Here is a 17,205-nt window from a genome sequence, read left to right on the forward strand (position 1 = left end):
CGGCTGCAAGCACCGGCTTGGGATTGGATTGGTTCTCCCCGGTATTTTCGTCGCGCGCCGCTGGCCATAGGCTATAAACCGCCTTGGCTTTGGATTCGCAGCCTTCAGGTGATAAGGACGAAGCGTGACTGACGACGTGACCAACCAGCCGCCGCCGCTGGCCGGCGGCAACGCCTGGCGGGGCGATCCGTTGCTGATCCAGCTTGCCGAGCGCTTTTCCGATCCGGTGCGCAAGGACCTCGATGGGCTTGGCCGTTTCGTTCTGACCCATGAGGCGCAGGAACTGGCCCGTCTTGCCAATGTCGAGATGCCGAAGCTCAGGACCCATGACCGCCAGGGCCGGCGCATCGACCAGGTCGAGTTCCATCCCGCCTATCACGCGCTCATGCGCCGCTCTGTTGCCAACGGGCTGCATTCGTCGGTCTGGGAGAATGGCGACGCCGAGATCGGCCGCCGCCACCAGGTGCGCGCTGCACGCTTTTACCTCACGGCTGAGCTCGAGACCGGACATCTCTGCCCGATCACCATGACCAGCGCTTCGCTGGCAGCGCTGATGGCCAGCCCGAAGCTGTTTCGCGAATGGGCGCCTCGGGTGACGACGCGCAAATACGATCAAAGCCAGAAGCCTCCGGTCGAAAAAGCCGGGCTGACGCTCGGCATGGGCATGACCGAGAAGCAAGGCGGCACCGATGTCCGTGCCAACGTCACCAGGGCCGAGCGCGCCGGCAGCGGGTTTTATCGCCTGACCGGCCACAAATGGTTCATGTCGGCGCCGATGTCGGATGCCTTCCTGGTGCTCGGACAGGTGCCGGAGGGACTGTCGTGCTTTCTCGTTCCCCGCTTGCTCGGCGACGGATCCGGCAACGGTTTCCGTTTTCAACGGCTGAAGGACAAGCTCGGCAACCGATCCAATGCCTCGTCGGAGGTGGAATTCGTCAATGCCATCGGCGAGATGGTCGGCGAGCCCGGCGCGGGCGTGAAGACGATCATGGACATGGTGACCCTGACGCGGCTCGACTGTGCCGTCGCCTCATCGGCGATCATGCGGGCCGGACTGGCCGAGGCCGTCCACCACACGCGGCACCGCAAGGTGTTTGGAACCAATCTGATCGAGCAGCCGCTGATGCAGCGTGTGCTGGCCGATATGGCGCTCGACGTTGCCGCCGCTACCGCGCTGTCGTTCCGGCTGGCGCGCTCCTTCGACGAGGCGGCCGGCGACCGCGGCGAGGCGGCCTTCGCCCGCGCCATGACGCCGGTCGTCAAATACTGGGTCTGCAAGATTGCGCCGCCGCTGCTCTATGAAGCGATGGAGTGCCTCGGCGGCAATGGCTATGTCGAGGAGGGGCCGCTCGCCCGCTACTATCGCGAAGCTCCGGTCAACGCGATCTGGGAGGGATCCGGCAACGTCATGGCGCTCGACGTGCTACGTGTGCTGGGGCGTGCACCCGGCCTGTTCGATGACGTGCTGGCCGGCATCGACCGCGATCTCGGCGCCGGCGGACGCGGCACCGTCGGCGTGCTCAAGGCGGCAATGCAGGTCGCTGCAACCGACGAGGGCTCGGCGCGGCTCTTGACCGAGCAATTGGCATTGTCGGCGGCGGCAGCAGAGCTTCGCAGGCTGGGGGCAGGGCGGATCGCCGACGCCTTCGTCGAAACGCGCCTCGCCGGCCAGTGGCGCAATACCTATGGCATGATCGATTCCCGCCATGATGCGCGCATGATCATCGATACGCTCTACCCGCCGATCAACTAAGGGCCGTCGCCCAATTCGCTGCCGCTCTCGCGACCCTGTGGATGGCCGTTAACCTTAACGAATGGTTTCCATTGCGGCGGCCGGTGGCAAAGCCCAGTGTTATGGTTAAGGCAAGGATTGTTCAGCTTGAGCGGCTTTGCCCTGCGAAGCAGGAGCGTCATGCGGCATATTCTGAGCTCTTTTCTGGCATTGCATTGGGCGGCCGTTTTCGCCCTGCTGGCGTTCATTTGCATCGACGGGAATCGAGGCGTGGCGACGGCCCTTGGCGTACTGGGCGTTCCCGTCCAGAACACTCGATTTGCCGATCTCGAAAACGCCGTCGTTGTGGCGCCGCTCGCCGTGGCACTGCTTGTCGTCGCGGTGCTGTTCTGCTGGGCCTTTGTTGAAGCACTGACCAGCGACAGGACCAACCCGGATTCCGCCGATAGCGTCACGCGAATCGCCTTCATTTCCGCCTTGGGCGTGCTGTCGCTGATCGTCATCGGCGGCGCCGCGCAAGGCATCAATGGGCTGTTCATGATTGTCGCGGTGCAATTGGCGGCACTTCTGGCGTCCTATGTCGCGATGCTCGCGGAGCGGCGGTCGACCGTTGCCGCGGCAGTTCCAGGGACCGGCGAAATCCGAGCGGCCGCGCATGTCATGGCCAAGGCAGCGGCGCATAATTCCTCGCTTGCCCGCATTTCCGGCCGGCTGGATTCGAGGGATGACCGCTGATGCGCACCTTGTTCGCGCTGTGGGCGGCTCCGCTCCTCTTGTTTTGGGGCTGGTTCTTTCTGTCGCTCAACGACATCAATTTCGGCTATGTCATGCTGAGCCGCCAATTACACGATCTCGTCTTCCAGCTCTATGGACAGATGCTCGGAGTTGATCCGGCGCTTATTCCGGGCATGGTGGCGAAAGCTTGCGTGTTCGATGGGCTGCTGCTGGTGGCGTTCTGGGCATTTCGCCGCCGCAAGGCGATTGGTGGCTGGATCACGGCGATGCGCAACCGCTATTTCGACCAGGCATCGACGCCGAGCGCCTGAAGCCGGTCGAGAACACCTTGGAGGATAAAAGCGGCCGCCGCAGAATCGATCTTGCCGGCGCGTTTCTTGCGGGAAAAATCCATCTCGATCAGCGTCCGCTCGGCCGCCACCGTCGACAGTCGTTCGTCCCAAAAGACGAAGGGCAGATCGGTCAATCCAGCCATATTGCGCACGAAAGCGCGGGATTTTTGGGCGCGCGGGCCTTCGGAGCCGTCCATGTTGATGGGGAGGCCGATCACCACGGCGCCGGCATTTTCCTTCTGTAGCAGAGCGAGCAGCACTGCGGCATCGAGCGAGAATTTCCTGCGCATGATGACAGGGCGCGGATGGGCGAACGACAAGCCGCGGTCGGAAACCGCCACGCCGATTGTCTTGTCGCCGAGGTCGAGACCGGCCAGGGTCTTGCCGCCGCCAAGCCGGGCCGGCAACTCCTCGATGGTGATGATGCCCAACGGCTTTTCCTTTGACCGCGACGCCGCACGTCCTATACGCGCAAAGCGTGCGCGGCACTTTAATTTCGCCGTCGGCGTTCTATCCTCTACCGAAGCAAAAATCGAGGAAAGCATTGATGAAACTGACCTGGTACGGACATTCGGCATTCCGAATCGAAATCGAAGGCGCGAAAATCCTCATCGACCCCTATCTGGTCGGCAATCCGTCATGGACGGGCGGCTGGGAAGGGCCGGCCGAAGGGATCACGCACGTGTTGCTCACCCATGGCCACAGCGACCACATCAGCGGCGCCATCGAAGTGCTCAAGAAGAGCGGCGCGATGCTGGTCGCCAATTTCGAGATTTGCATGTACCTGGTCGGCAAGGGCGTCGGTGACAAGCAGATCAATCCCGGCAATATCGGCGGCACCGTCGATTGCGGCGGCTTCACCACCACCTTCGTTCAGGCTCTGCATTCATCGTCCTTTCCGGGCGAGGGTGGCCAGAATACCTATCTCGGCAATCCTGGTGGGCTCGTCCTGCACTTTCCCGAGGACAAGACGCTTTATCATATGGGCGACACCGACATTTTTTCCGACATGGCGCTGATCAACGAGTTGCACGAACCGAAGATCGGCATCGTGCCGATCGGCGACCGCTTCACCATGGGTGGCGCGGTAGCAGCCCTTGCCTGCCAGCGTTTCTTCAAGTTCGAGACGGTCGTTCCCGCTCACTTCGGCACATTTCCGATGATCGATCAGACCGCCGACAAATTCGTGGCCGGGCTGGATGGATCGGGTGTGAAAGTTGCGTTGCCGAAGATCGGCGAGACGATTACGGTGTAAAGAAAGCCGGTCCGGAACGATACGATGCGCTTGAGAAATTCTCTTTGCATTTCCATGCTGGTTGCCGCGTCGCCGACGCTGGCCGCGGAAAATTTCATCGAGGGCGTCTATCTGCAATCGGAGGACCTCTGCGCGCAGGCCAAAAAGGATACGCTGCAGACGGTGATCGAGGGCGGCAATATCGTGCTGTCGGCAAATGGCCTGGAAAGCATCGAATATAATTGTGAATTCCTGCAGATCACCAAAGCGACACGCTCACCAAGCTGGGCGGTGACCGCTATATGCCAGGAGCCGGGCTACGTCTTTCCCGATGTTCTCTCACTGACACAGATGAGCCCGAAGCAGATCGACTTGGTATCGGTTCGGCCTGCCGCCGACGAAGGCGAGCAGAGCGGCAACGGCGGCAGTTATTTCCTCTGCGACGGCGTGGCGATGCCATAGGGCAGTTGAAGGCACGATGCATGTTGCGCGGCACGCGCCGCGCCGCTATAGCGCTGGTTTTCCCCGAGGCACAAACATGTCCGTTGATATAAAAACCGTGAAGCGCGTCGCGCATCTTGCCCGTATTGCGGTGAGCGAGGAGGATGCAGAGCGCATGACCGGCGAATTGAACGCCATTTTGGGCTTTGTCGAGCAGTTGAACGAGGTCGATGTTTCCGGCGTCGAGCCGATGACCTCGGTCACGCCGATGGCAATGAAAAAGCGCCAGGACGTCGTCACCGACGGCGGCAAGGCAGCCGACATCGTCGCCAATGCACCGGCGACCGAAGAGAATTTCTTCCTTGTGCCTAAGGTCGTGGAGTAGCTGGCCGATGGCAATCGAGATCGCCACGGAGACGCCGCTGCAGGACGATGTGCGTGGGCTGGTCGAGGAGCTCAACGCCACATTGCTGGAGCTGACGCCGCCGGAGCATTGCTACCATTTGACGGTCGAGCAGATGGCGGACCGCGACACGACCGTCTTCATCGCCCGCGACAACGGCCTTGCCATCGGTTGCGGCGCACTGAAGCGCCACGATGCTGTCGTAGGCGAGGTCAAGCGCATGTATACGCGACCTTCGCATCGCGGCCACAAGATCGGCGCGAAGATTGTCGAGCGTATCGAGGCGCTGGCGCGCCAAGAAGGGCTTAAGCGTCTGGTGCTGGAGACGGGCGACCGTCATCCCGCCGCCTGGACCGTCTACGAACGCGCCGGTTTTTCGCGTTGCGGCCCGGTACTGGATTATCCCGATTCCGAGTGGTCGGTGTTTTACGAAAAGAGCCTTGCCTGATGAGCGACCTTACCCAGCTGACGATTTCGCAGGCCCGCGCCAAATTGCGCTCCAGGGAGATCACCGCCACCGAAATCACCGAGGCTTATCTATCGGCGGTCGAGCGAGCCAATCCGGCGCTCAATGCCTACGTCGTGGTCACCGACGACAAGGCGCGCGACATGGCCAAGGCCTCCGACGCGAAACTGGCCAAGGGCGAGGGCGAGTCGCTCGAGGGTATCCCGCTCGGCATCAAGGATTTGTTCGGCACCGAAGGTGTCCACACCCAGGCCTGCAGCCATGTGCTGGATGGCTTCAAGCCGCGCTATGAATCGACTATCACCGCCAATCTTTGGGCGGATGGCGCCGTCATGCTCGGCAAGCTCAACATGGACGAGTTCGCCATGGGCTCGTCCAACGAGACCTCGTATTACGGGCCGGTCATCAACCCGTGGCGGCGTTCGCGCCTCGACACGGTGGTGATGCCGACGACGCATCAGGGCGAGGGCGGCTTCGTTTCGGCGGGCGGCACCAGGACCGCGCGCACGTTGGACAATGCCCAACTGGTGCCGGGCGGTTCGTCCGGTGGCTCCGCATCAGCGGTCTCGGCCTTCCTGTGCGCCGGCGCCACCGCCACCGATACCGGCGGCTCGATCCGCCAGCCCGCCGCCTTCACTGGCACAGTCGGCATCAAGCCGACCTATGGCCGCTGCTCGCGCTGGGGGATCGTAGCCTTCGCCTCGTCGCTCGACCAGGCCGGGCCGATCGCGCGCGACGTGCGCGATGCCGCGATCCTGTTGAAGTCGATGGCTTCGGTCGACCCGAAGGACACGACGTCCGTTGACCTGCCGGTGCCGGACTACGAGGCGGCGATCGGCCGCCCGATCAGGGGCATGAAGGTCGGCATTCCCAAGGAATATCGTGTCGACGACATGCCCGCGGAGATTGAGGCGCTGTGGCAGAAAGGCATTGCCTGGCTGCGGGATGCTGGTGCCGAGATCGTCGATATCTCGCTGCCGCACACCAAATATGCGCTGCCGGCCTATTACATCGTGGCGCCGGCCGAAGCCTCGTCCAACCTCGCTCGTTACGACGGCGTCCGCTATGGGTTGCGCGTGCCCGGCAAGGACATTGTCGACATGTATGAAAAGACCCGCGCCGCCGGCTTCGGGCGTGAGGTCAAGCGCCGCATCATGATCGGCACCTATGTGCTTTCCGCCGGCTATTACGATGCCTACTATCTGCAGGCGCAGAAAGTTCGCAACCTGATCAAGCGCGATTTCGAAAATGTGTTCGCAGCAGGCGTCGACGTCATCCTGACGCCGGCAACGCCTTCCGCTGCCTTCGGCATCGCCGACGAGGACATGGCCGCCGACCCGGTCAAGATGTATCTCAACGACATTTTTACGGTGACGGTGAACATGGCCGGCTTGCCCGGCATAGCGGTTCCAGCCGGGCTCGACGCCAAGGGGCTGCCGCTCGGCCTGCAGCTGATCGGCCGGCCCTTCGACGAGGAAACGCTGTTCCAGACCGCCCATGTCATCGAACAGGCGGCGGGCACATTTCAGCCGGAAAAATGGTGGTAGGATCGTTTCTCATCTTGAGGGGGTGAGGGATGTTCTTCTATGTCTCCAAGGTTCTCGGGTTCTTCGTCGAGCCGTTGAATCTCGCGATCTTCCTGCTGCTGGCGGGGCTGATCGCGGCGATGTTCGGGCGGCGACGGTTGGCGACCGCCGGCAGCGCTCTTGCCTTCCTCATTCTGGCGGTTTCGATATGGAGCCCGCTCGGCCCCATGATGCTCAATCGGCTGGAGGAACGCTTCCCCAGGCCGCCGCTGCCGGAAAAGGTTGACGGTATCATAGTGCTTGGCGGCAGTCTGGATGGCGCCGTCAATCTGGTGCGTGGCGGCTATGAAATGAACTCCAGCGGCGACCGGATGGTCGAGGCGGCCGTGCTGGCGCGGCGGTTCCCGACAGCGAAAGTCGTTATCTCCGGTGGCAGCATCGAAACGTTCCGCGGCGGCGAAGGCGATGCAGATACCGCGCCGCGTTTTTTTGCCGCTTTCGGCGTGGCGGCCGATCGGCTGATCCTCGAGAACAAATCCCGCAACACCTACGAGAACGCTGTCTTTACCAGGGAACTGGTGACGCCGAAACCGGGCGAGACCTGGTTGCTGGTGACCTCGGCCTTCCACATGCCACGCGCCAAGGCGCTGTTCGACAAAGCCGGTTTTTCGACCGTTCCGTGGCCGGTCGACTATCGCACTTCCGGCAAGGAAAGCATCGGCACCTTGCCTTATCCCGGCGACTGGCTGGAGGTCACCACTGTTGCGATCCGCGAATGGATAGGGCTCACCGCTTATTGGCTGTCGGGCCGCATCGATCGGCCTTTCCCCGGACCGGGCGGCTGACCGAGCACCGCCTGCCGCGCCGCCGAGAAAAACTGGCGGCGCACCAGTACCGCCAGAAGCAGCAGCGTCGATAGCACGAAGACGGTGGGATCGACGAACCAACCAAGATAGCCGATCGAGAAGAACACGCCGCGCAGGCCCGAATTGAAATGCTTTCCGGCCAGCATGTTCATGCGCGCGGCACGCCACACCGCCGTTTCGGTGACCGGATTGCGCGACGCCTCGCCATGTGGAATCGGCACGGCGCCGATCAGGATCGAGCAATAGTTGAACAGCCGGTAAGCCCAGCCGAACTTGAAGAAGGAAAAGGCCAGGATCAGCACCAGCCCGAACACCTTCGTCTGGAAGGCCGCGCGTGAGGACGTGGCGCCAAACGGCAGGTCGCTCAGCACGGTCAGAACCTGATCGGAGGCGCCGAGCAGGGCAAAACAGCCGCCGATCGCAATCAGCGAACTGGAGGCAAAGAAGGCGGTCCCCTGTTGCAGCCCGCTCATGATAGCGGTGTCGACGATGCGGATCTCGCGTTCGGCCATGGTCCGCATCCAGGCCTCGCGCTGCGCGTTCATAGCCCTCGTCAGCGACATGCGGCTGACCAGCATTCCGTCGGCGGCGAGCGTATGCAGCACCCACGCGGTAAGGAAGAACCCCAGCGCCGCAAGGTCGGCCGTCGATAGGTGAAAGGAATCGCTCATGCGTTGCTTTTACCACAGGCGGAGGGGGCGCTTCGATGGTCGAAGCTGGAATGTCGCTGCCGGAGCAAACAAGGTCGGCAGGTGCAGCGCCGCGGTCCTTAAAACAGCGGAAAACATCATGGGAATTCCTATATGTAGACCTCAACAGGGTCCCAGGAGAAAACGCCCACGTGTTCCTTTCGGTTTTCGACTTGTTCAAGATCGGCATCGGCCCATCGAGTTCGCACACGATGGGGCCGATGACGGCCGCGCGGCGGTTTCTCGACGAGATTGCGGGAGACGACTGGCCGCGCCCGGCCGGCGCCAAGGTCGACCGGATCGCGGCCAGCCTGCATGGCTCGCTCGCCTATACCGGCATCGGCCATGGCTCCGATCGTGCCGTGGTGCTCGGCCTCGCCGGCCAGACGCCGCAGACGGTGGATCCCGACCTAGCAGACGGCATCGTCGCTCGCATCGCCGCCGAGAAGCGGATTTCGCCGCGCGGCCATTCGTCCTACCGTTTCGACCCGGCAACGGATCTTGTGCTGGATCGCAAGACGCCACTGCCGGGTCACGCCAACGGCATGGCCTTCTCTGCCTATGATGCCGGCGACCGGTTGCTGCTGAGGCGCGTCTACTATTCGATCGGCGGCGGCTTTGTCGTTTCTGAGGAAGAATTGCAGCGGATGAAGGCGAGGGGCTCGGCGACAACCGAAGGCAAGAAGGTTCCATATCCGTTCAAGAACGCCGTCGAAATGCTGTCCATGGCAGCGAAAAGCGGGCTTTCCATTGCCGAGATGAAGCGCGTCAACGAGGAGACGCAGATGTCGCGCGGGGAGCTCGACGCCGGCCTCGACGGCATCTGGAGCGCCATGAAGGGCTGCATCGAGCGCGGCCTGTCGCAAGACGGCATCATGCCGGGCGGACTCAAGGTGCGCCGCCGTGCCCGGATGCTGCACGACAAGCTGCAGGAGCAATGGCAGCAGAACCGGCCCAACCCGCTGCTCGCCAACGACTGGCTGTCGATCTATGCGATGGCGGTCAATGAGGAGAACGCTGCCGGCGGCCGTGTCGTCACCGCGCCAACCAATGGGGCGGCCGGCACTCTGCCCGCAGTGCTGCGCTACTGGTTGCATTTCCATCCCGAAGCCGACCAGCCCAGCATCCGCGATTTCCTGCTGACGGCGGCGGCGGTCGGCGGCATCATCAAAACCAATGCTTCGATCTCGGGGGCGGAAGTCGGCTGCCAGGGCGAGGTCGGTTCGGCTTCGGCAATGGCTGCGGCGGGATTGTGCGCCGTCATGGGCGGCACGCCCGAGCAGGTCGAGAATGCTGCCGAGATCGCGCTGGAACATCATCTCGGCATGACCTGCGATCCGGTCGGCGGCCTGGTGCAGGTGCCGTGTATCGAGCGCAACGCGCTTGGTGCCGTCAAGGCGGTGACCGCCGCTTCGCTGGCCATCAAGGGCGACGGCGTTCATTTCGTGCCGCTCGATGCCGCGATCGAGACGATGCGCCAGACCGGTCTCGACATGAACGAAAAGTACAAGGAAACCAGCCTTGGCGGATTGGCCGTCAATGTCGTGGAGTGTTGAGCGCCAATCTGGCGGCATGGACCACCACTGTGGAGAAGTCGATCAGGCCGTTGACGCGTTCGCGTGCTGGACTAAACCTTAAACGATGTCTCTCAATCTCATAAAGCTTTGCGTCGGCTGTGACAGCGTCGAGGATCTGGAAGAGTGGATTGCCTTCCGTCTCGACGAGCGGCGCCGCGCCGGCGAACCGGCCGAGCACTACCACACCACCCGCATGGTGCCGACGCGTGGCGCCGAGATTACCGGCGGCGGCTCGCTCTACTGGGTGATCAAGGGCAATGTCCAATGCCGCCAGCTGATCACCGAAATCCGGCCCTTCACCGATGACGAGGGCATCGGCCGTTGCCATCTGATCCTCGATCCCGAGGTCGTGCGCACTGACTGGCAACCGCGCCGTGCATTCCAGGGGTGGCGCTACCTGAAGCCGGCGGACGCGCCGGCCGATCTCGGCAAGGGCAAAGCCGGGCTGATCGAGATGCCGCCGAAGCTCAGGCGTGAGCTTGCCGATCTCGGCCTGCTCTGACGCCAAGAAACGCAACGCCAAGACCACCAGCCGAAGCGTTGTCCGCAGGTGCCATCATCACCGGTCCTCCAGGTCGCCTCATCTGGGCTTGCAAGCCGGGGAACAACGCCACATCTTGAATGTCATGAGCGACAAGAAGCAGCCCGTGTCTGCAAAGGCCAATCCTGCGCCGGTCGAGTCTCAATCGAGCACCGGCGAGATCGACGCGTTTCTCCGTCAGGCAAGGACGCTCGCTGCATCCGCCACCGGTTCAGGTAGGCTGATCCTGTCCCTCGACGCGACGATGAGCCGCCAGCCGACCTGGGATCTCGCCTGTGCGCTGCAGGCCGAGATGTTCGACGCCGTCGGCAAGGCCGGGGCGCTCAAGGTTCAACTTGTCTATTTTCGCGGCCTTGGCGAGTGCCGCTCATCCGCATTCGTCACCGATACCGAAGCTCTGAAGCAGCTGATGACGCGCATCGACTGCCGCAGCGGCCATACCCAGATCGGCAAGGTGCTCGCCCATGCGCTGAAACAGACGGCGGCGGCCAAGGTCAACGCACTGGTCTATATCGGCGACGCGATGGAAGAAAACATAGATGATCTGGCCGAAAAGGCCGGCAGCCTCGGTCTACACGGCGTTCCTGTCTTCGTCTTTCAGGAGGGCCATGATGCCGCTGCGGAAAAGGCGTTCAAGGAAATTGCGCGGCTGTCGAAAGGGGCCTGGTTCCGGTTCGATCAGCGGGCTGCCGCGACGTTGGCCGGCCTGCTTTCGTCTGTCGCCGTGTTTGCGACCGGCGGGCTGAAAGCACTGGAGGCCCGGGGCAGGCCGGAGGATCGGCTGATGATCGAGCATATGCGGGGCGGCGGAAACTGATGGGCGCGATTATCGCTTTCGTAGCATTGCTTCTGGTGTTTCTCGGCATGCTCACCATCTTCCTGCGCGCCGATCCGGCGAAGCTTGCAGGCGGCATGAGGACGCTTGGACCTGTGCTGCTCGGGCTGGTCGGCGTCGCCGTGCTGCTGGTCGGGCGCGAGGGCATCGGCGGCTTGATCCTGTCGGCTGCGCTCGCCTGGTACGGCTCCATGCGCATGAATCGGCCGGCGGCAAAACTGGCACCAGGCAAGCGTTCCACAGTTCGTACGGCGGCGCTTGAGATGGAACTCGATCACGATACCGGCGGCCTCGAAGGCCTTGTGCTGGCTGGGCGCCATGAAGGCAAGATGCTTGGCTCGATGGGGCTTGCCGAATTGCAGCAACTCTATCGCGAACTCTCCGGCGATCCGGAGAGCCGCCAATTGCTAGAGACGTATCTTGACGGCAGATTTCCCATCTGGCGCAAAGACGCTGATGCGAATGGTGGCGAAGGGCTGGGTGTTGCGCCAGGTTCTGGCGCCATGACTAAGGAGGAGGCCTACAAGATCCTTGGTCTTGAAGCGGGGGCTGCCGCGGCGGATGTCCGCAAGGCGCACCGCCGCCTGATGCAGCGCCTGCACCCCGATATCGGTGGCACGTCTTTCCTGGCGGCGCGGATCAATGAAGCCAAGGACGTCTTGCTCTCCAATCACAACTAGTCTCCTTCGACGCAGAACTTCGGGAAAGATATCGTTTCGCGCGCCGCTTACTGCTGGACGGCGTAGCACTCGATGTTCTTCTTTTTCAAAGCGTTGCAGGCTTTCCAGGCAGCCGTCTTCGAACCGAAACCACCGAACCGGGCGCGGTAGTAGGTGACACCGTCCTTGTCGAAGGCGACGGTGAAACCGGAGGCATCGGTCAGAACGGAGGGCGCCTGCTTCGTCGCCTTGTCGAGGAAAGCCTTCGCTTCGGCCTGTTTTGGCGAAGAGGCGACCTGTATTGCCCAGCCGGATGGCACCGACGCCGTGCTGACCGGATCGACCTCTGCCGCCGGTTCGGCATAGGCTGCGGCGACCCGGGCTGTCGCCACGTCGTCCACCGTCGACACAGCCGTCGTCTTGACCCTCTTGGCCTGAACGACCGGAGCGGTCTCTTCAACGACGGGCGCATTTTCCTCGACAAGAGAGGCAACGGCATCGTCGTCCGGCTTACTGTCCGGTGTCGGCGCGTCATGCTTCGGTAGAAGCACCTTGGCCAAGGCTGAAATCGGATTGCCGCCGCCGGCCTTGGCAATCAGCACGCCGCCGCCGCGCGACGACGCCTGCGGCATGTAGGCATTGATCAACCCGGCCATCTGGCTGTCGCGGCTGCCGCCGGACCTGCCGCCCATGACCACCGCTACGATGCGCCGATCGCCATCCGAGACCGAGGAGACCAGATTGTAACCGGAGGCGCGGGTGTAACCGGTCTTGATGCCGTCGACGCCCTTGATGCGTCCGAGCAGACGATTGTGGCCGTTGATGCGCTGCCGCCCGTAAAGAAAGGAGCGCTGCGAGAAATAGCCGTAATATTGCGGGAAATGCTCTCTCAGGGCGATGCCGAGCATCGCCATGTCGCGCGCGGTCGTGAACTGGCCGGGATCAGGCAAGCCGTTGGCGTTGCGGAAAACGGTTCCCCTCATGCCCAGCGCCCGCGCCTTGGCGGTCATCATGCGGGCGAAATTGGCTTCGTTGCCGCCAAGCATCTCGCCAAGCGCTGTTGCGGAATCGTTTGCCGATTTGGTCACCATCGACAGGATCGCGGTCTCGACCGTGACCGAGCCGCCCCGCTTGACGCCGAGCTTCGTCGGCGGTTCGGCAGCGGCATTGGCCGAGAACACGACCGGGGAATTCTTGCTGATCCTGCCCTTCGCCAACGCCTCGAACGTCAGATAGAGCGTCATCATCTTGGTAAGCGACGCCGGATAGCGCCGGCCATCGGCGTCCGACGAATAAAGCACCTTGCCGGTCTTGGCATCGATGACGATGGCCGCCGACTTGGCCGCCATGGATGAGGCCGCGTCCGCGACGACGAAGCTCATCGCCATGGCGAGGATCATGATCGTTTTGAGGGGGGACGCGGATTTGGAAACGAAGCCCGACAACGCCTTACGCACTGATAGTTCCTTTGAATTTCCGTTGCCTTGGAGGCGGCAAAGGGTCCTGCCTCACCTCCGGCCACGCTAACGCGGGCAGCGTTACCAATCCGTTTATGGTAACCGCCGCGTTCACCATTTTCTGTGGGATTGAGCTTCTCTTTATTCGAATCTTAGCGATTGCCGGCAGCTCACGATCCGCATTGCCGCGGGAATCTTGACTTTTGTGCACTGCACAATATATTTACACGCATTGCACAACGCGGCCCGGACAAGCCGCGTCTATCGTCCAAGGCAACCGTTCAAGGGAATGCGTGAAATGACCCAGACCTATGAAGATTTCAGCAAATACGGCAAGGAATTTGCGGACACCGGATTGAAGAGCTTCGCCTCGCTGTCCAAGGGTGCGCAGGCTATCGCCGCCGAGGCGGGCGAGTACACCAAGAAAAGCTTCGAAGCCGGCAGCGCCGCTGTTGAGAAGCTCTTTTCCGCCAAGTCGCTGGACAAGGCGATCGATATCCAGTCCGACTATGCCAAGCAGTCCTATGAGAGCTTCGTCACCGAAGCCACCAAGCTTGGCGATCTCTATGCCGAACTCGCCAAGGAAGCCTACAAGCCGTTCGAATCGATCGTCGCCAAGGCGAAGTAAATTCGACGAACATTCCGAGCCGGCCCCTGGGCTTGCAAAGACAGACCCGGTCGCGAACGCGCGGCCGGGTTTTTTCATGCCAGCTCGAAATCGGGGGCCTGCGGTCTTCACGATTTGAAAAATCGGTCAAGTTTGGCCACCTAGCCATATTGTCAGCTAAACAGAAGGGCTTAAAATCGTCCATCGAACACCTACATGTCGAGCATGCATGAGGATTCGAAAGAGGCAGGACTACGTGACTACAGGTTTGACTGCCACGAGCTACGTGGTGCGAATGCAGAACGGCAGCAACGGCAATGAGGCCGGTCGCGGCACGGCCGTCATCACGCGCACAAAAACCAAGACCAAGAAGCCCAGTCTGTATCGGGTCCTCATTCTTAACGACGACTACACACCCATGGAATTCGTGGTCCACGTGCTGGAGCGCTTTTTCCAGAAGGACCGCGAAGCCGCCACACGCATAATGCTTCATGTTCACAATCATGGGGTGGGCGAGTGCGGGGTCTATACATTCGAGGTGGCCGAGACCAAAGTGGCTCAGGTCATGGATTTCGCCCGACAGAATCAGCATCCGCTGCAATGCGTGATGGAGAAGAAGTGAGGTAACATGCCGGCTTTCTCCCAAGGCCTGGAAAAGGCGCTTCACCAAGCGCTGACGCTCGCCAATGAGCGGCACCATGAATATGCAACCCTTGAACATTTGCTGCTCGCCCTGATCGACGACACCGAGGCGGCGGCCGTCATGCGTGCCTGCAACGTCGATCTCGACGAGTTGAAGCATACGGTCCTCACCTATATCGACACCGAGCTCGACAACCTCGTCACCGGCTACGATGAAGATTCCAAGCCGACTGCCGGTTTCCAGCGCGTCATCCAGCGCGCGGTGATCCATGTGCAGTCGTCAGGTCGCGAGGAGGTGTCCGGCGCCAACGTGCTCGTCGCCATCTTCGCTGAGCGCGAGAGCCACGCCGCTTACTTCCTGCAGGAACAGCAGATGACCCGCTACGACGCGGTCAACTATATCTCGCATGGCATCGCCAAGCGCCCCGGCGCTTCCGAGACGCGGACGCCGCGCGGCGCCGACGACGAGCAAGGCGGCCAGAGCGGGGCCGAGCCGCAAGAGGAAGGCGGCAAGAAGAAGCAGCAGCAGGACGCGCTGACTGCCTATTGCGTCAACCTGAACAACAAGGCCAAGGCCGGCAAGATCGATCCATTGATCGGTCGCGAGAGCGAGATCAACCGGACCATCCAGGTGCTGTGCCGCCGCTCCAAGAACAACCCGCTCTATGTCGGTGATCCCGGCGTCGGCAAGACGGCAATCGCCGAAGGCCTCGCCAAGCGTATCGTCGAGGGCGACGTTCCCGAAGTGCTGCACAATGCCACCATCTTCGCGCTCGACATGGGCACGCTACTGGCCGGCACCCGCTATCGCGGCGATTTCGAGGAGCGGCTGAAGCAGGTCGTCAAGGAGCTCGAGGATTATCCCGGCGCCGTGCTGTTCATTGATGAGATCCACACCGTGATCGGGGCAGGGGCCACCTCTGGCGGCGCCATGGATGCGTCGAACCTGTTGAAGCCGGCGCTGTCGTCCGGCGCGATCCGCTGCATCGGCTCGACCACCTACAAGGAGTTCCGTCAGTTCTTCGAGAAGGACCGCGCGCTGGTGCGGCGCTTCCAGAAGATCGACGTCAACGAGCCGACCGTCGAGGACGCCATCGAGATCATGAAGGGCCTCAAGCCCTATTTCGAGGAGTTCCACAAGGTTCGCTACACGAGCGAGGCGATCAAGGCTTCGGTCGAGCTCTCGGCGCGTTACATCAACGACCGCAAGCTGCCGGACAAGGCGATCGACGTGATCGACGAGACCGGCGCCTCGCAGATGCTGGTGCCGGAAGCCAAGCGCAAGAAGACCATCGGCATCAAGGAGATCGAAGCGACGATCGCCACCATGGCGCGCATCCCGCCGAAGACGGTTTCCGCCGACGACGAGAAGGTGCTGCAAGGTCTCGAGATCGAGTTGAAGCGCGTCGTCTACGGCCAGGACACCGCGATCACCGCGCTGACTTCGGCCATCAAGCTCGCGCGGGCCGGCCTGCGGGAACCGGAAAAGCCGATCGGCTCGTACCTGTTCTCGGGTCCGACCGGTGTCGGCAAGACGGAAGTGGCCAAGCAACTCGCCGCCTCGCTCGGCGTGGAGCTGATCCGCTTCGACATGTCGGAATATATGGAACGCCACACCGTTTCACGGCTGATCGGCGCGCCTCCCGGCTATGTCGGCTTCGACCAGGGTGGCCTTCTGACCGACGGCGTCGACCAGCATCCGCACTGCGTGCTGTTGTTGGACGAAGTCGAGAAGGCGCATCCGGACCTGTTCAACATCCTGTTGCAGGTCATGGACCACGGCAAGCTGACCGACCATAACGGCAAGCAGATCGACTTCCGCAATGTCATCCTGATCATGACCACCAATGCGGGCGCATCCGATGCGCAGCGCGCGGCGATCGGTTTCGGTTCGACCAAGCGCGAAGGCGACGATGTCGAGGCGATCAACCGGCTGTTCACGCCGGAGTTCCGCAACCGTCTCGATGCGATCATTCCGTTCGGCTCGCTGCCGGTGCCGGTCATCCATCAGGTGGTGCAGAAGTTCGTCATGCAGCTGGAAGCGCAGCTTTCCGAGCGTGGCGTAACCTTCGACTTGTCGCAGGATGCAATCGCATGGCTGGCCGACAAGGGCTATGACGAGCGCATGGGCGCCCGGCCGCTTGGCCGTGTCATCCAGGAGCACATCAAGAAGCCGCTGGCCGACGAAGTGCTGTTCGGCAAGCTCAAGAAGGGCGGCACGGTGCGTGTCACCGTCGAGAAGAAGGAAACCGGCGAGACCGGCCTGAAGCTCGAATCGCTCGCCGACGAGGCGCCGGTGAAGCCGAAGAAGGAAGAGCCGGACGACGTGCCGAAGGCCAAGAAGGCGGTGGCGAAGAAGTCCGCCGCGAAAAAGGCGGTGGCGCAGAAGCCGGAGCCCAAAGGTAAGGACGGCGGCAAGCGCAGCCTTGTGCCGCAACTGCCGCGTAAGAACTGACGAATCCG

The 17,205-nt window shown here is 62.2% G+C and carries 19 protein-coding genes; 16 read left to right on the plus strand and 3 right to left on the minus strand.

Annotation, left to right across the window (positions count from 1 at the left end; all coding sequences use genetic code 11):
• Nucleotides 1–124: 124 nt before the first annotated feature.
• The 3 genes from NKI16_RS04435 to NKI16_RS04445 all read left to right on the plus strand — a co-directional run bounded on the left by NKI16_RS04435 (nt 125) and on the right by NKI16_RS04445 (nt 2,778).
• Nucleotides 125–1,753 carry a DNA alkylation response protein gene (locus tag NKI16_RS04435; RefSeq protein ID WP_352455730.1) on the plus strand — a complete coding sequence of 543 codons (1,629 nt, stop codon included), beginning with the start codon at nt 125–127 and terminating at the stop codon, nt 1,751–1,753.
• Between the two features lie 159 nt (nt 1,754–1,912).
• Entirely contained in the window at nt 1,913–2,467 is a 555-nt protein-coding gene (locus NKI16_RS04440) for a hypothetical protein (protein WP_352568709.1), read from the plus strand.
• Nucleotides 2,467–2,778, plus strand: a complete 312-nt coding sequence (locus tag NKI16_RS04445; protein WP_352455732.1) for a DUF6105 family protein — start codon at nt 2,467–2,469, stop codon at nt 2,776–2,778. The genes NKI16_RS04440 and NKI16_RS04445 overlap by 1 nt, the downstream gene beginning before the upstream one ends.
• Here NKI16_RS04445 and ruvX read toward each other — a convergent pair.
• Nucleotides 2,745–3,230: a Holliday junction resolvase RuvX gene (gene ruvX, locus NKI16_RS04450; RefSeq protein ID WP_352624902.1), complete on the minus strand. Its 486-nt coding sequence runs from the start codon at nt 3,228–3,230 to the stop codon at nt 2,745–2,747. The genes NKI16_RS04445 and ruvX overlap by 34 nt on opposite strands.
• Before the next feature lie 116 nt (nt 3,231–3,346).
• Here ruvX and NKI16_RS04455 point away from each other — a divergent pair, with 116 nt between their 5' ends.
• The 6 genes from NKI16_RS04455 to NKI16_RS04480 all read left to right on the plus strand — a co-directional run bounded on the left by NKI16_RS04455 (nt 3,347) and on the right by NKI16_RS04480 (nt 7,714).
• On the plus strand, nt 3,347–4,054 hold the full coding sequence (locus NKI16_RS04455) for a metal-dependent hydrolase (protein ID WP_352620060.1): 708 nt from the start codon (nt 3,347–3,349) through the stop codon (nt 4,052–4,054).
• Between the two features lie 24 nt (nt 4,055–4,078).
• A complete protein-coding gene (locus NKI16_RS04460) occupies nt 4,079–4,495 on the plus strand; it encodes a hypothetical protein (protein ID WP_352471669.1) in 417 nt (138 codons plus the stop codon).
• Nucleotides 4,496–4,571: 76 nt separating this feature from the next.
• Entirely contained in the window at nt 4,572–4,859 is a 288-nt protein-coding gene (gatC, locus tag NKI16_RS04465; RefSeq protein WP_023674910.1) for an Asp-tRNA(Asn)/Glu-tRNA(Gln) amidotransferase subunit GatC, read from the plus strand.
• Nucleotides 4,860–4,866: 7 nt separating this feature from the next.
• Complete coding sequence (locus NKI16_RS04470; protein ID WP_352620059.1) at nt 4,867–5,325, plus strand: GNAT family N-acetyltransferase; 459 nt, start codon at nt 4,867–4,869, stop codon at nt 5,323–5,325.
• On the plus strand, nt 5,325–6,890 hold the full coding sequence (locus NKI16_RS04475; protein ID WP_352624901.1) for an amidase: 1,566 nt from the start codon (nt 5,325–5,327) through the stop codon (nt 6,888–6,890). The genes NKI16_RS04470 and NKI16_RS04475 overlap by 1 nt, the downstream gene beginning before the upstream one ends.
• 29 nt (nt 6,891–6,919) lie before the next feature.
• Entirely contained in the window at nt 6,920–7,714 is a 795-nt protein-coding gene (locus NKI16_RS04480) for a YdcF family protein (protein ID WP_023674913.1), read from the plus strand.
• Here NKI16_RS04480 and NKI16_RS04485 read toward each other — a convergent pair.
• The gene (locus tag NKI16_RS04485) at nt 7,663–8,406 is read right to left on the minus strand and encodes a DUF599 domain-containing protein (RefSeq protein ID WP_023674914.1); all 744 of its coding nucleotides are present in this window, start codon (nt 8,404–8,406) and stop codon (nt 7,663–7,665) included. The genes NKI16_RS04480 and NKI16_RS04485 overlap by 52 nt on opposite strands.
• A gap of 170 nt (nt 8,407–8,576) precedes the next feature.
• On the opposite strand from NKI16_RS04485, the gene NKI16_RS04490 reads away from it, so the two are divergent.
• The 4 genes from NKI16_RS04490 to NKI16_RS04505 all read left to right on the plus strand — a co-directional run bounded on the left by NKI16_RS04490 (nt 8,577) and on the right by NKI16_RS04505 (nt 12,057).
• Complete coding sequence (locus NKI16_RS04490) at nt 8,577–9,980, plus strand: L-serine ammonia-lyase (RefSeq protein WP_352624899.1); 1,404 nt, start codon at nt 8,577–8,579, stop codon at nt 9,978–9,980.
• An 85-nt stretch (nt 9,981–10,065) separates the two neighbouring features.
• Nucleotides 10,066–10,503 carry a DUF1489 family protein gene (locus NKI16_RS04495; protein ID WP_023674916.1) on the plus strand — a complete coding sequence of 146 codons (438 nt, stop codon included), beginning with the start codon at nt 10,066–10,068 and terminating at the stop codon, nt 10,501–10,503.
• Nucleotides 10,504–10,627: 124 nt separating this feature from the next.
• Complete coding sequence (locus tag NKI16_RS04500) at nt 10,628–11,359, plus strand: vWA domain-containing protein (RefSeq protein ID WP_352624897.1); 732 nt, start codon at nt 10,628–10,630, stop codon at nt 11,357–11,359.
• Entirely contained in the window at nt 11,359–12,057 is a 699-nt protein-coding gene (locus tag NKI16_RS04505; RefSeq protein ID WP_352624895.1) for a DnaJ domain-containing protein, read from the plus strand. The genes NKI16_RS04500 and NKI16_RS04505 overlap by 1 nt, the downstream gene beginning before the upstream one ends.
• Nucleotides 12,058–12,104: 47 nt before the next feature.
• Here the strand turns inward: NKI16_RS04505 and NKI16_RS04510 are convergent, their stop codons facing one another.
• Nucleotides 12,105–13,493 carry an SPOR domain-containing protein gene (locus NKI16_RS04510; RefSeq protein WP_352624893.1) on the minus strand — a complete coding sequence of 463 codons (1,389 nt, stop codon included), beginning with the start codon at nt 13,491–13,493 and terminating at the stop codon, nt 12,105–12,107.
• A gap of 298 nt (nt 13,494–13,791) precedes the next feature.
• On the opposite strand from NKI16_RS04510, the gene NKI16_RS04515 reads away from it, so the two are divergent.
• The 3 genes from NKI16_RS04515 to clpA all read left to right on the plus strand — a co-directional run bounded on the left by NKI16_RS04515 (nt 13,792) and on the right by clpA (nt 17,197).
• Nucleotides 13,792–14,121 carry a phasin family protein gene (locus NKI16_RS04515; protein WP_352471661.1) on the plus strand — a complete coding sequence of 110 codons (330 nt, stop codon included), beginning with the start codon at nt 13,792–13,794 and terminating at the stop codon, nt 14,119–14,121.
• 274 nt (nt 14,122–14,395) lie between these two features.
• Nucleotides 14,396–14,722, plus strand: a complete 327-nt coding sequence (gene clpS, locus NKI16_RS04520; protein ID WP_023674921.1) for an ATP-dependent Clp protease adapter ClpS — start codon at nt 14,396–14,398, stop codon at nt 14,720–14,722.
• Between the two features lie 6 nt (nt 14,723–14,728).
• Complete coding sequence (gene clpA / locus NKI16_RS04525; protein WP_352624891.1) at nt 14,729–17,197, plus strand: ATP-dependent Clp protease ATP-binding subunit ClpA; 2,469 nt, start codon at nt 14,729–14,731, stop codon at nt 17,195–17,197.
• Nucleotides 17,198–17,205: the final 8 nt, after the last annotated feature.

Source organism: Mesorhizobium sp. M0698 (assembly GCF_040320455.1).
Lineage (GTDB): Bacteria > Pseudomonadota > Alphaproteobacteria > Rhizobiales > Rhizobiaceae > Mesorhizobium.

Coding starts and splice junctions, on each gene's coding strand:
- NKI16_RS04515 (WP_352471661.1), top strand. CDS start 13,792: ATGACCCAGACCTATGAAGATTTCAGCAAATACGGCAAGGAATTTGCG.
- clpA (WP_352624891.1), top strand. CDS start 14,729: ATGCCGGCTTTCTCCCAAGGCCTGGAAAAGGCGCTTCACCAAGCGCTG.
- NKI16_RS04475 (WP_352624901.1), top strand. CDS start 5,325: ATGAGCGACCTTACCCAGCTGACGATTTCGCAGGCCCGCGCCAAATTG.
- NKI16_RS04445 (WP_352455732.1), top strand. CDS start 2,467: ATGCGCACCTTGTTCGCGCTGTGGGCGGCTCCGCTCCTCTTGTTTTGG.
- clpS (WP_023674921.1), top strand. CDS start 14,396: ATGCAGAACGGCAGCAACGGCAATGAGGCCGGTCGCGGCACGGCCGTC.
- NKI16_RS04480 (WP_023674913.1), top strand. CDS start 6,920: ATGTTCTTCTATGTCTCCAAGGTTCTCGGGTTCTTCGTCGAGCCGTTG.
- NKI16_RS04460 (WP_352471669.1), top strand. CDS start 4,079: ATGCGCTTGAGAAATTCTCTTTGCATTTCCATGCTGGTTGCCGCGTCG.
- NKI16_RS04455 (WP_352620060.1), top strand. CDS start 3,347: ATGAAACTGACCTGGTACGGACATTCGGCATTCCGAATCGAAATCGAA.
- NKI16_RS04505 (WP_352624895.1), top strand. CDS start 11,359: ATGGGCGCGATTATCGCTTTCGTAGCATTGCTTCTGGTGTTTCTCGGC.
- NKI16_RS04440 (WP_352568709.1), top strand. CDS start 1,913: ATGCGGCATATTCTGAGCTCTTTTCTGGCATTGCATTGGGCGGCCGTT.
- NKI16_RS04500 (WP_352624897.1), top strand. CDS start 10,628: ATGAGCGACAAGAAGCAGCCCGTGTCTGCAAAGGCCAATCCTGCGCCG.
- NKI16_RS04470 (WP_352620059.1), top strand. CDS start 4,867: ATGGCAATCGAGATCGCCACGGAGACGCCGCTGCAGGACGATGTGCGT.
- NKI16_RS04495 (WP_023674916.1), top strand. CDS start 10,066: ATGTCTCTCAATCTCATAAAGCTTTGCGTCGGCTGTGACAGCGTCGAG.
- NKI16_RS04485 (WP_023674914.1), bottom strand. CDS start 8,406: ATGAGCGATTCCTTTCACCTATCGACGGCCGACCTTGCGGCGCTGGGG.
- gatC (WP_023674910.1), top strand. CDS start 4,572: ATGTCCGTTGATATAAAAACCGTGAAGCGCGTCGCGCATCTTGCCCGT.